Here is a 12,529-nt window from a genome sequence, read left to right on the forward strand (position 1 = left end):
TGTCGAACCTTCTTACTCAGCTTGGTCTTTATTCGCGACGTCGTGTCGGCCGGCCGCCGGGGAGTGGCCATTACCCGGCGCTCCTTCACGCTCCGACGCCGCGAGCATCTCGGTCACCACCGTGCTCTTGGCCTCCACCGCCGCGTCGACCAGCGCGTGCATCAGGATCCGGATCGACTTGATCGCGTCGTCGTTGCCGGCGATCGGGAAATCGATCAGGTCGGGATCGGCGTTGGTGTCGACGATGCCGATGATGGGGATCCCCAGCTTGTGGGCCTCGGCCACCGCGATTCGCTCCTTGCGGGCGTCGACGATCACGACCAGCCCCGGGAGGTGGCCCATCTCCTTGATCCCGCCGAGGTACTTCTGGAGCTTTCCCGCCTCGTGCTCGATGCGGGAGCGTTCTTTCTTGGAGAACTTCTCGAGCGTCCCGTCCACCCGCATCTTCTCAATATCTTTGAGTTTTTTGACCGAGTGCTTGATCGTCTGGAAATTGGTCAGCATGCCGCCGAGCCAGCGTTCGGTGACGTAGTAGCCGCCGCAGCGGGCGGACTCTTCCTTGATCACGTCCTGGGCCTGTTTTTTGGTTCCGATGAAGAGGACGGATTTCCCCTTGCCCACCGTTTCCGCCATTTTGCGGCGGGCCTGTTCCAGGGCGTTGACGGTTTTCTGCAGGTCGATGATGTAGATGCCGTTGCGGGCGGCGAAGATGAACGGCTTCATTTTGGGGTTCCACCGGCGCGTCTGATGGCCAAAATGGACCCCGGCCTCGAGCAAATCCTTTACCTGGGGACTAACCATGGAATGCCTTCGTGTTGAGCGGTTAGGTCTTTACCCCGACATCGCCTCGACCCGGACCCGCGGATTCGGGGACCGCCGGATCGATCCGTCGGGATTGTATATTTTCCCGCCGAGGCGGGAATGGCAAATCTTCGTACCCGGCTTAGCGCTTCGAGTACTGGAACCGTTTGCGGGCTTTCGGGCGGCCGTACTTCTTGCGCTCCACCTCGCGGGGGTCGCGCGTGAGCAGGCCGTTCTGGCGCAGCGTCGGCCGGAAATCTTCATTCAGACGGGCCAGCGCCCGGGCCACCGCCAGCCGCACCGCCCCCGCCTGGCCGCTCAGTCCACCCCCGCTGGCCCGGCACACGACCGCCACCTTCCCGGACATCTCGGTGATCGTGAGGGCCTCGGTGGCGTGGACCACCAGCGGATCGCGTTTCAGATAGGCGGCGATGTCGGACCCGTTGATCGTGAAACCGCCGTCTCCGTTGGTGATCACGGCGCGGGCGACACTGCATTTGCGACGTCCCGTCGCGGCGTACTCAGTCTTCTCCATGGGCAAACGTCAAACTCTACAGCTTATAAGGTTCCGGTTTCTGCGCCTGGTGGCGGTGCTCGCCATCGGCGTACACGTGCAGTTTCTTGATCATCTTCCGGCCCAGCCGGTTTTTCGGCAGCATCCGCCGCACCGCCAGCCGGAACGTCTCCTCGGGTTTTTGCCGAAGCATGGTGGAGAGACTCGTGCTCCGCAGTCCGCCCGGATAGCCCGAAAACCGGTAGTACGTCTTCTGCCGGGGCTTGTTTTTCCCGGTCACCCGGATGCTGCGGGCGTTGACCACGACGACGTGGTCGCCGGCGTCCAGGTGGGGCGTGAAGATGGGCTTGTTCTTGCCGCGCAGTATGTTCGCCACCTGCACCGCCGCCCGTCCGAGGATGTGCCCTTCGACATCCACCACCCACCACTTCCGGTTGTTCGGGTCAACTTTCGGAATAAACGTCTTCATCTCTATATTCTCATAACCTCATAGTTTTCACCGTCAAGACAGCCTGCAAGTATACTGCATTCCGCGTCAATGTCAATACGGTTCAGCAAAATAATTGGCCTGGCCTTCGGACCGCCGCCTCCCCGGGGCAGTTCCACTGGGCGAGACGCAACTTGTTGGGAATCAACCGATAGCAGGACCGCTCCCAGCCCCTCACGTCCCCGAGCGCGGCACCCGAGGCCTTTTCCGCCGGAGCTTGAACCGGGGATCGTAGCGCCGGTTGGCCGAGCAGTAGGTGCACGAGGCCTGCACCAGCCTCCGCTGACGGGGGTACTCCGCCCCGCACCCGGGACACTCGTAGACATACTTCGGGGGCCGCCGGAGATTCGGGTGTTCCCGCGCTTTCAGCGAGGCGCCGATCCGGACCGCCTCCGCCTTGAATTTCGCGTCGTGGTGGTAGTGGCGGATATGGATCATCTCGTGCTTGAGCGTATCTTCGAGGTCCTGAGGAAAAATCTCGTGGTACCGCCGCCCGATCTTGATCAGCCGTCGGTTTGGTGAATACGATCCGGCACAGGTCATCCGCGTCGAATACTCGATTTTCACCCGCGGCAACCTCCCCCCGAAATACTTCCAGTTGTAGTAGTCGAACAGCCGATAGAGTTCATCGAGCCCCGGCAGCTCGCTGGTCGGCCTGGCGGCCGCGCCGTCGGTCCGCGCCGCCACCTCGGGGCGCGCGGCCTGGGTCGCCTGCCGGATTTTCGTATCGACCGTAGCCGGCGGCGGGGGGGCGAGCGTCTCAAACTGAAACAGCTCGTAGTTGCACGCGCGCATCGCCGTTTTTTGCCGCTTGCTGTCCACTCTCGCCTTCACCTGTGTATCCGTGATGTATAAGCTATCGGCATTCCGAATCTCAACATTAAACGCCCGGCCGCGGGCGGCGCTCGTGTCCGGGTTCACGGGAGGATCACCCCGGGGCCCGGCCCCCCGGTTTGATTCCCTGGTCAGTAATATAATACGTCACCAACTGAAACGGGGTCACATCGAACGCCGGCGAATACACTTTGACCCCCTCGGGAGCGGTCCTCCGGCCGAATCCGCCCGTCACTTCGTCGGCGGCCCGTTCCTCGATCGGGATCTGCTCCCCGGCGGCCGTGTTTTCATCGAATGTCGAATACGGCGCCGCCACGCAGAACGGGACGCCGTGCCGGGCGGCCAGCACGGCCAGGGGATACGTGCCGATCTTGTTGGCCGCGTCGCCGTTGCGCGCGATCCGGTCGGCCCCCACAATCACGTGCTGCACTTTCCCCTGCCGCAGGACGGTCGCGGCCGCGCTGTCGCAGATGAGAGTCACGTCCACTCCGGCCTGGAGCAGTTCCCAGGCCGTGAGCCGCGCTCCCTGCAAAAGCGGCCGGGTCTCATCGGCATACACCCGCGGCCGTTTGCCGGCCTCCTGGGCCGCGTAGATCACCGCGAGCGCGGTGCCCTTCCCCCCGGTGGCCAGGGCGCCCGCGTTGCAGTGCGTCAGGATTCCGTCCCCCGGCTTGATCAGGTCGGCGCCGTATTGCCCGATGCGCTCGCAGAGCCGGCGGTCCTCGTCGTGGATCGCCTCCGCTTCCTCCCACAGGATCGCGAGCGCCTCCCGGCGGGTCAGCGGCGGCGCCTGGCGCACACGCCTCATCACGCGGTCGACCGCCCAGGCCAGATTTACGGCTGTCGGGCGCGCCGCTTTCACCTCGTCGGCCGCGCGCTCGAGGTGGGAGAGCGCGAAGTCCGCCGCCTTTTCGACCGCCAGCGCGAGCGCGTAGGCGGCCGCGATCCCGATCGCCGGCGCCCCGCGCACATCGAGCCGCCGGATCGCCGCGATCACGTCCCGGTAGTCGTCCAGCTCCAGGTAACTGAACGCCAGCGGGAGCTTGGATTGCTCGATCACCCTGATCTTCTTCCCGATCCGCTGAATCGCCTCTACCGCCATGTTGTCAGGCCCCCGCTACTCGCCGATAATCTGCACGGCCAGCCGCCGCCGGCGCGCCTTGTTGTCGAAATCAAGAAACACGACCTGCTGCCACGTGCCGAGCGCTAGTTTTCCCGCCGTGAACGGAACGGTGAGATCCGGCCCGATGAGCGCCGAGCGAAGATGCGCAAACCCGTTGCCGTCGTGCCAGGTCCGGTCGTGGTGGTAGCTCCGGTCCGACGGCACAATCCGCTCGAGCAGTTCCGGAAGGTCCTTCTGCAGGCCCGGTTCGAATTCGATGGTGGTCAGTCCGCCGGTTGATCCGGGACAAAAGACGGTGACAATCCCCGACCCAATTCCCGACGCGCGCACGAGATCGGACAGTTGCGCGGTGATATCGACGAGGTCGCAGAACCCGGCCGATTCCAGCGCGATTTCCGCCGCGTGAACCATAGTATCTCCGCCCGCTCTCCCTATTGGTACAGGTACCGCTTCACCTTCTTGGAGGACGTCTTTTCCAGTTCTTTCTCCCGTATCTCGCACCCGGTGATTCGCTTGTACGCCGCCACGCGGTTGTTGACGTCCTGCACCGTGTCCTCGATCGCCTGCCGCACCCGGTCGGCGTCCGGGTTTTCCGGATCGATCCCGAGTTCGGCGGCAAGGTTGTCGAGCGCGGGCACGATGATCGCCCGCACTTCCTCCCCCTGCTTGCCCGCCTTCGCTCTCCCGAACACCACGCACTCCTGCACCCGGCCCGAGGCCAGCAGCTGCTCCTCGAGCTCTTCGGGATAGATGTTTTTCCCCGCCGCCGACACGATCACGTTCTTCTTCCTCCCCGTGATCCATAGGTGGCCATGGCGGAAGCGCCCGAGGTCGCCGGTAAAGAGCCATCCGTCGCGCATGAGCGCCGCGGTCGCCTCGGGATTGTCCCGGTAGCCGATGGTATTGGCCTCGCTGCGGACCGTGATTTCGCCGACACCCGACTTGTCGGCGCCCTCGATACGCACTTCCACGTTGCGCAGCGGGGGCCCAACCGACCCGAAGCGAATGTTGTCGGGCCGGTTGACCGAGATCACGGGCGAGCACTCCGACATGCCATACCCTTCCATAAAATCGAATCCGATGAGGTTGAAGAAGCGGGTGATGGCCGCCGGCATGGCCGCCCCGCCGGAGACGAACATCCGGATCGAGTCCAGCCCGGCTTTCGCCCGCAGCGGCGCGAAGAGTTTCTTGCCCAGCTTGATCCCGACCTGCCACGCCGCGCCCGAGGCGGCGTACATTGTCCGGAAGGCCGCCCGCCGACCCGGCGGCGCCGCTGCGATCCCCCGCCGGATCGAATGGTACATCTTTTCGAACAGGAGCGGCACCCCGCACATGACGGTCGCCCGGCTGCGGCCGATATCTTCAAGTATTTCTTTTGACCGCAGCGCGCGCGCGTAGACGACCGTGCAGCCGGTCATGAGCGGGGTGAGCAGTCCGCAGGTCATTTCGAAAGTGTGGTGCAAGGGCAGCACCGACAGGAAAACGTCGCTCTCGTCGAACCGCAGCGAGTCCTGGATCGCGCCCAGGTTGGCCAGCAGGTTGCGATGGGTGAGCTGCACTCCCTTCGGCGTCCCGGTCGTGCCGGAGGTATAGATGAGCACAGCCACGTCCGCCGGCGCGGCCGCCCCGCTTTCCGCCGGGTCCGGGGAGGGGCCCCCGGCCTCCCACACGCCCTCCAGCGGGATGACCGTCACGCCGGGCAGTTCCCGGGCCGGCTTGTCAAAGGCCCGCGAGGCCACAACCCGCGCCAGACGGCAGTGGCCGGCCAGATAACCCATCTCCTGCGGCTTGAGAGTTCCGTCGATCGGCACAACAGTCCCGCCCGCCGCCAGGATCGCCAGGTGCGCAATTCCCCACTCGGGACGATTCTCCGCAAGCAGCCCGACCTCGGTGCCGCGGGTCACGCCCTGCGCCCGGAGTTCGCGGGCAAACCGGCGTACGGCCGCGGCCGCTTCCGCGTAGGTGTACGCTCTCCCCCGTCCCCCTTCGGCCCGGAAAGCCGTCCGCTCGGCATGGGCAGCCGCCGAGGCGAAGAAAGCCTCGGGAAGAGAACTATCAGCCCGGGCGCTGTCGCTGGCGTGGTCCGACATGTCGCCAATGTAGAATCGGCGGTGAAGCGCGCAAGGGAAAAGTCCGGTCGGCCTCTCCGGAAAGGCCCCAAAGGCAGCCGCCGGAGCGCACGCCCCGGCGGCCGGATGTCACTCTCCCGGCGGATGCCGGGGGGTTACTCGACGGTCACTTTGTAGGAGAGGATGACGCCCCCCCGCGGGTCGGTGTCGGTGAACGTCAGGTTGACGTCACCCGGGGCGGCGGGGGCGGTCCACACGAATCCGCCGGCTTCCCCGTTTCCGTTGGTTTCCTGCGAGATTCCGCTGACCGTTCCGCCGGAGGCGCTCAGCACGATCGTATGGTCCCCCAGCGGGTTGCCGAATCGATCGCGGATTTCCACGGAATAGCGGGCCTGCTCCCCCGGACCCACTTTTGCCGGCCCCGAGGTGACCATGCAGTTGGCCGTGTAGGCTGTTCCGGTCAACATCGAGACCGGGTAGGCCGCCATGGCCCCGCCCGACCAGTAGTACACGATGTCGACGGCTCCGATGCCGTTGTCCTGCCCCCCGGTGAGCGAGAAATCGTTCGAGAGGGTGCTCGAGGTGATTTTGACCCGTGCGCTTGACATGTTGCAGCCGTCTTCGAGCGTGCCGGCTTCGACCTGAAGGTAGTTGGCGTCGGCCTCAAACGGCGTTCCGTCGAGCACGAAATTCCCGTTGAGATCGGCCGCCGAGACCCACACGACAGCCTTGCTCGCGCCGTCGGCCAAGATCGAACCCGGCACGCCGGCCGCCCAGATGGTGTCGGGAAGGTGGGAATTGATGAAATAGCAGGTGTCCACCACCGTCCCGCCGGCCGTTTCGGCCGCCACCATGACCTGTCCGTCGGCCCCCACGCCGGCCTGCGTCCCGGAAATCCAGACAGTCGAGGCGACCCCTTCGAGATCGCGGGTGCGGGCCTCGTGCGATTTCATGCTCCCCTCGTCGGTGGTGAAGTACACCGCCGTGTTGTCGACCACGGGATTCATGTAGACGTCGGAGACGACCGCGACGATACCGACCTCCCGGCCGACATTGTCCCAGTAGTCGATGTTACAGACGTCGGCGCCGACCACGAGGTGCGCGGGCGGACCGGCCGAGACCATAACCTGGGCGGCGTTGGAGAGGATCGTGTCGCAGTACGCCCGGATTCGCACCGTCCCGGCCGCCGTGCCCGACTGGATTGGCGCCTGCGCCGTCCCCTGGCTGTTCGTCACGGCGCTGTACGGGCCGTACCCCGCCGTGTCGAGCCGCTCCCCGCCTCCCGGACCATCGGTGATAATGAACGAAATCGGCAGTCCCTCGGGCACCGGATTGCCCCACCCGTCGTAGGCGGTGGCGGACAGGACCGCGGTCTCCATGCCGCCGGTGGCGCGGACCGCGAGGTTGATGCTGTCGGAGTGCAGGAAGATCGAGCTGATGCGCGCATTCGGCGAGAGCTGCAGCGCCTTGTCCGCGCTGCCGCCGATCGTCTCGTCCCCGATAGTCGCCTTGACATACACCGTCCCGGCGCTGTTGCCGGCCACGAACACCGCCTGCGCCTGGCCGGTCCCGCCGGACACCGGGATGCTCGAGGGAATCTGCCCCATTGCGTCCCAGTTCCCGTTTCCGTTTACGTCAAACACCAGAGAGTCGATTCCGGGCGTCCAGATGCCGTTGGCGTCCTTGTCCGCGAATTTCTCCCCCGCCGCAAATACAATGGGCGTCCCGTCCGGCACCGGCTGGCCGAGCGCCTGGCGCGCCGTCACCGTCACCAGGCTTGTATCCGTCCCGTTGGCCAGGAGCAGCCCGGGCGCGACGGTGATTGCGACGCTGCCGGTCCCCTGTTGCGAGGAGGTCACCACGACGCCGGTGGAGGCGGTGCGCACTGCGGAGCCGATCTCCGTGCTGGCCGAGAGGGCGACCGTTCCCGCCTGTGCAGCCGTGAATATGGTCGCCGCCACCCCGTCGGCGTCCGTCGCCGCGCTGGGCGGCGTGAAATAGCCGGCCCCGGCCGGTTGGACCGCGAACGTCACCACCAGATCGGCGATCGGCGCTCCGCCGTTCCTGACGGTTGCTTCCACGACGGTCGAGGCGTTGACGGCCACCGTCGAGGGACTAGCGGACACCGTGACCGTCGGCAGCGCCACACCGCCGCCGTCGTCGTTGTTCGAGGAACAGCCGCCGAGGAAGGCGGCTGCCCACGCCGCCGCGAGCGCCGCGAGGGCGGCGCGGCATCGAAAGATACGCTTGGCCATAGTCTCACCCGGTCCTTGTCTGTTTACCGTTTGGCTTTCGGCCTGCCGGCCGGGGCGCCCGCGGTCGCGCGGAGCGCCAAGGGAAAAGGCCCCGTCGGTTACCCGCCTGGGGCCTTTTCACATTGATGCGCCGGCTCTCCGTTACTTTTTCATCGCCAGATCGTTCTCCACGATCGTCGGCGTCACGAAGATCACGAGGTCGCGCACCTCGTTCCGGCTCTGGGTGAACTTGAACAGCCGGCCCAAAAGCGGGATGTCCTTCAGCAGCGGCACGCCCACTTCGGCGTCGACCTTGTCTTCCGTCGTCAGACCGCCGATGACCGCCGTCTGGCCGTTCTCGACGATCACGTGGGTCTCGGCGTTGTTGGTGTTGATCACCACGCCGTTGGGGTCGAACTCGTAGGTCGAGCGCTCCGGCCGCAGGTGCATGAGGATCTGGTTCTCGGCCGTGATGTGCGGCGTCACCGTGAGAATCGTGCCGACTTCCTCGAACACGATCACGACGTTGCCGGACTCGTCAAACTGCTTGACCGGGATCTTCTGGCCCATCTGAATGCGGGCTTCCTTGTTGTCGATCGTGGTGATCTCCGGGTGCGCCACGATCTTGCCGCGCCCGCTGTTCACGATGGCTTTCACGACCGCCTCGGCGTTCCAGTTCGGTCCGAGGGCGTGCACGGTGTACCGCCCGGCGTAATCGGCGCTCCGGGCCGTAAGCACTTCGCCCGTCTGCCCGATGTTCACGTGGCCGCCGTCGGTCGCCGTCGAACCCGTCACGCTCCAGTCGACGCCCAGTTCCTCAAGGTCTTCCGTGAATATCTCCAGCAGCTGGGTCGAGATCTTGATCTGCTGGGCCGGCTGGTCGAGCTGGGAGATATAGGCGAGTACGGCATCCATGTTGGTCGGGACTTCCTGCACGATAATCGAGTTCGAGCGCGGATCGCTCGTCGCCTGCCCGCGCACCGTCAACAGCGACTTCACGGCCGCGACGATGTCGTCCGAGGTCGAGTTTGAAATGTGGACGATCTTGGTCTGCAGGGGGACGAGTTCTTTGGTCTCGGCGAGGTGGCGGTTCTGCTCGCTCACTTCCTTGCGGTAGTCCTCGGCCGGGAGGACGCGGATGTACCCCTCCTTCTCATCGACGACGGCGAGGTTGTAGGTGCGGCCGATGATGTCCAGGGCAGTCCGCCAGGGCACATCAACCAGCCGGATGGTCACCGTTCCCTCGACCTCGGGAGCCACGACGACGTTGACGCCGCCGTAGTCGGCCAGGAAGTTCACCACTGACCGGATTTCCGCAGCCTGAAACTGCAGGTTCTTGATCGGTTCTCCGGGCGTGCCGGCGTTCTGAGCGGCGGCCGGCACGGCCACGGCGACCGCCAGCAGTATGGGCAGCAGCCGCCGCATGAGTTTGTCACAAGCGTTCCACATTATGCGCACCTGCCTTTCAGTTTTCGCTTTCGAGGTTGAGGGCGACGGTTCGACTCCAGCCGTACTCAAATATCTGGAAGAACACGCGGTCGGTCTGGATCCTCAGGACATACCCCTTCTGGATCTTGTCCCCCTCGCGGAGGATGTAACCGTACCCGTCCTTGTCTTCAAACAGCGCGCTGTTGCCGAGGGGCGACTGCAGCACGCCCACCAGCCGCAAACCCTCGACGTTGGGGATGCGCCGTTCGATCGGGCTGTTGTACTGCTTCGTCTCGTCGATCAGCGTCTGGAACGGATCGCGCCGTCCGCCCGGTTCGTACTTGATCACCAGGCGCGTCGGGAACTCCGCCACCAGCGTCCCCTTGATCTTGGTCGGATCGGTGGGCGAGCGGCGGAACCGGGCGGTGCCGCGGGCCGCGGCCTCGTCGGACGGCGACTCGTCGTCTGACGACTCGACCGCCGGTTCGAGATCCTCCGGCTCCGGCACGTCCTCATCCTCCTCCGGTTCGGCCGATTCCTCCGCGGTCGGCGGGGTCGGCGCCGGGGTCGCGGGCGCGGCCTGCGGGGTCACCGTCGCCGTGCTCGCCAAGGGCTTGGGCGCAGGCGGCGGGGCTGTCGGCGAGGGCTTCGGGGCCGCGGTCACGGACGCCGGGGGCGGCGTAGTCGACGGCTTGCCGGCGGTCGGCGCCGGCGTCGCCGCCGGCTTGGCGGTCGGCGTCGGTTGCGGCGCGTTCGCCTCGGACACCCGCATCGGCTCCGGCGGTTCCGGCTTGATGTCCGGCTTCCGCGGAACGTCCGCCGTGATCGTATCCGGTTTGGCGACCGAGGGCAGCGCGGGTTTCGGCGTCGGCGCACCCGCAGCCGGCTTGGGCGTCTCCGCCGTCTTGGGCGGGGCGGCCGCTTTGGGAGCCTCGGCGGTCGGCGGGGTCGCGCTGGGCGTCTGCACCCGGCTCGGCGCCGGCGGGGCGGATTCGGTCTTCGTGGCCGCTACGGCCGCCGGCGGGGCCGCCTGCTCCGGATTGGCCAGGCTCGCCGCCCGGTCGGTGTTGATTGACTGATTCACCTCCGCCGTCGTCTTGTGCGACGGGGGCGGGGGCATGGTCGGCCGGGCCTCGGCCGGGGCCTGGGCTACGGCCGGCGGGGCCGGCTTGGCCTGCCCGACCAGCCAGGTCTTGCTCGACCAGGCCGCAAACTGCTTTCCCTCCGGATCCGGGAACGACACCGTGATCCCGGTCGCATCGGAGGCGATTTTGTACACGCTCTCGCGGGTCATGTCGAACACGAGGCGCACGACCTGCTCGGGCTGCACGGCGAACTGGCTCGTGCGGATTTTCGTCACCGGGCAGGCCGGCAGCTCGAAGAAATCCTTCTGCCCCAACTGGTGTGTCGCCGCGAGCACGTCGACGATCACCCGGAAGGGCCGGCCGTCCTTGGCGGGCTCAGGCTGGTGCGAGAACCGGACCGCTCCCTGCACGTCGATGCGCGCCACGGTATACCCGTCCTGCCAGGTCAGCCCGACGTTCGTCACCTGGGCGGCGAACGCAGAGCCCGCAGCCAAAATGACAAGCGTGCAAACCAGTGCTACTGCATTCTTCATCGGGTACCTCACTTAATTACAGAACGAGTTCACTGAGACGTTCCGATTCCTTGACAAAGTATGTCGACAGGCTGAACTTCGCCGTCACCGTCTCCTTCTTCGACAGGTCGGTCAGCCCCGTCTTTTCATCCTTGGCCGGTTTGTTCACCATGAGCTTCATCGCGTTGACGTCCACACCGGACACGTTGGCGATGAAGGGGAAGTTGGCGACGTAGCCGATGAAGCCTCCGAAATCATGGTAGGTACCGGTCATTTCGATATCGAAGGACGCCACATTATAGAAGTCCTCCGGTCGGATCGCGCGCGGCTGCACGCGCGTGATGCGCGTGCCCGTCAGCGAGGAGGCCGTGTGGAGCTGCACGAGCAGCGACGGGATCTGTTTGACCTCGGGGAGCAGGGCCTCGATTTCGTGGTACCGCTTCATCAGATCCGTGTACTCCTGCTGCAGGGCATCCAGCGACTTGGCCTTGAGCTCCACGTTGCGCAGGTTCGTCGTGATCGTCTCGAACTCCTGGCTCTTCAGCTCGATCTTGCTGTCGTACGGGACGTACAACCGCGAGTACCAGAAGTAGGCCACGATGAAGAAGGCCAGCACGGCCAGCGCGATCTTCTGCGTCTTTGAGTCTTTGAAATCCATAGCCTATCTTCCTCAGTTTAAGCTCTTGTGGCGCGCCGGCGCGGCCTGCTCGGTCTGCTCCGCTTCCGCCTGCGCCACCAGCCCCTGGAGTTCTTCTTCCGAAAGATAGTGCAGCTGGGCCGAGAGGACGAAGTTGTAGGCCCGGTACTCGCCGAGCTGCGTTTCCTTCGTCGACACCAGCTCCACCTCTTCAAAGTAATCCGACCGCATGGTGTTGATCATAAACGAGGCGAGGGCGTTCAGGGTAAAGGCGTACCCCTCGACCTCGACCGGCATCACTTTCGGGACGCTCGGGGTGGTGGTTGCCGGGGCCGCATTCGGCTGACCGGCCTGGCCCGCCGGTGCGGGCTGCCCGGCCGGGGCGCCCGCTTCGGCGGCCGCCATCTTGGCCGTGTCCGCCAACGGCGCCTTCTCGGTAAAGCGCGCCAGCCAGACGAACTCCGGCACGTTGGCGCTGATATCCTCGAGGATCCGGACCCAAGACGACCGGTGGCTGTCGAGGCGCTCCACGGCCGCCATCCGGGCCGAAATCTTCGCCTTCACATCCGTCAGAGCGTCGACCAGCTTGATGTCCTTTTCCAGCATGGCGGCCCGCTGGCGCGCTTTGACGATCCCGTCCTCCAGCGAGGAGAGCTGGTTCATCTGGTACACGGTCACGCCCACCAGCATCAGCACCACCCCGGCCGCCGCGACGACCGCGTAGAGGCCGGTCTTGCCGAAGGAGAAGCTGGCCTGCTTCTTCCTGTATCCCTTGGGCAGCAGGTTGATTTCTATCATGGTCGAC

General features: G+C 65.6%; 12 protein-coding genes. All 12 read right to left on the minus strand.

The features are described 5' to 3' along the window. Window positions 1-12: 12 nt before the first annotated feature. A complete protein-coding gene (gene rpsB, locus KA261_12130) occupies window positions 13-801 on the minus strand; it encodes a 30S ribosomal protein S2 (GenBank protein ID MBP7698548.1) in 789 nt (262 codons plus the stop codon). Between the two features lie 142 nt (window positions 802-943). Beyond that, window positions 944-1,336 carry a 30S ribosomal protein S9 gene (gene rpsI / locus KA261_12135; protein MBP7698549.1) on the minus strand — a complete coding sequence of 131 codons (393 nt, stop codon included), beginning with the start codon at window positions 1,334-1,336 and terminating at the stop codon, window positions 944-946. Window positions 1,337-1,352: 16 nt separating this feature from the next. Continuing rightward, a complete protein-coding gene (gene rplM, locus KA261_12140; protein MBP7698550.1) occupies window positions 1,353-1,784 on the minus strand; it encodes a 50S ribosomal protein L13 in 432 nt (143 codons plus the stop codon). A gap of 192 nt (window positions 1,785-1,976) precedes the next feature. Continuing rightward, window positions 1,977-2,636, minus strand: coding sequence for a SprT-like domain-containing protein (locus KA261_12145; GenBank protein MBP7698551.1), 660 nt, complete (start codon window positions 2,634-2,636; stop codon window positions 1,977-1,979). Between the two features lie 94 nt (window positions 2,637-2,730). After that, window positions 2,731-3,738 (minus strand): S-methyl-5-thioribose-1-phosphate isomerase, encoded by a 1,008-nt coding sequence (mtnA, locus tag KA261_12150; GenBank protein MBP7698552.1) that lies wholly within the window; start codon window positions 3,736-3,738, stop codon window positions 2,731-2,733. Between the two features lie 15 nt (window positions 3,739-3,753). Continuing rightward, window positions 3,754-4,170, minus strand: a complete 417-nt coding sequence (locus KA261_12155) for a secondary thiamine-phosphate synthase enzyme YjbQ (protein MBP7698553.1) — start codon at window positions 4,168-4,170, stop codon at window positions 3,754-3,756. Window positions 4,171-4,190: 20 nt separating this feature from the next. Then, the gene (locus KA261_12160; GenBank protein ID MBP7698554.1) at window positions 4,191-5,849 is read right to left on the minus strand and encodes an AMP-binding protein; all 1,659 of its coding nucleotides are present in this window, start codon (window positions 5,847-5,849) and stop codon (window positions 4,191-4,193) included. A 134-nt stretch (window positions 5,850-5,983) separates the two neighbouring features. After that, entirely contained in the window at window positions 5,984-8,083 is a 2,100-nt protein-coding gene (locus tag KA261_12165; protein MBP7698555.1) for a hypothetical protein, read from the minus strand. Between the two features lie 141 nt (window positions 8,084-8,224). Further along, the gene (locus KA261_12170; protein ID MBP7698556.1) at window positions 8,225-9,511 is read right to left on the minus strand and encodes a hypothetical protein; all 1,287 of its coding nucleotides are present in this window, start codon (window positions 9,509-9,511) and stop codon (window positions 8,225-8,227) included. A 16-nt stretch (window positions 9,512-9,527) separates the two neighbouring features. Continuing rightward, window positions 9,528-11,108: a hypothetical protein gene (locus KA261_12175; GenBank protein ID MBP7698557.1), complete on the minus strand. Its 1,581-nt coding sequence runs from the start codon at window positions 11,106-11,108 to the stop codon at window positions 9,528-9,530. A gap of 16 nt (window positions 11,109-11,124) precedes the next feature. Further along, window positions 11,125-11,745, minus strand: coding sequence for a type 4a pilus biogenesis protein PilO (gene pilO, locus KA261_12180; GenBank protein ID MBP7698558.1), 621 nt, complete (start codon window positions 11,743-11,745; stop codon window positions 11,125-11,127). A 12-nt stretch (window positions 11,746-11,757) separates the two neighbouring features. Further along, window positions 11,758-12,522 carry a PilN domain-containing protein gene (locus tag KA261_12185; GenBank protein ID MBP7698559.1) on the minus strand — a complete coding sequence of 255 codons (765 nt, stop codon included), beginning with the start codon at window positions 12,520-12,522 and terminating at the stop codon, window positions 11,758-11,760. Window positions 12,523-12,529 lie beyond the last annotated feature (7 nt).

It is taken from the genome of Candidatus Zixiibacteriota bacterium (assembly GCA_017999435.1).
Lineage (GTDB): Bacteria > Zixibacteria > MSB-5A5 > GN15 > FEB-12 > JAGNLV01.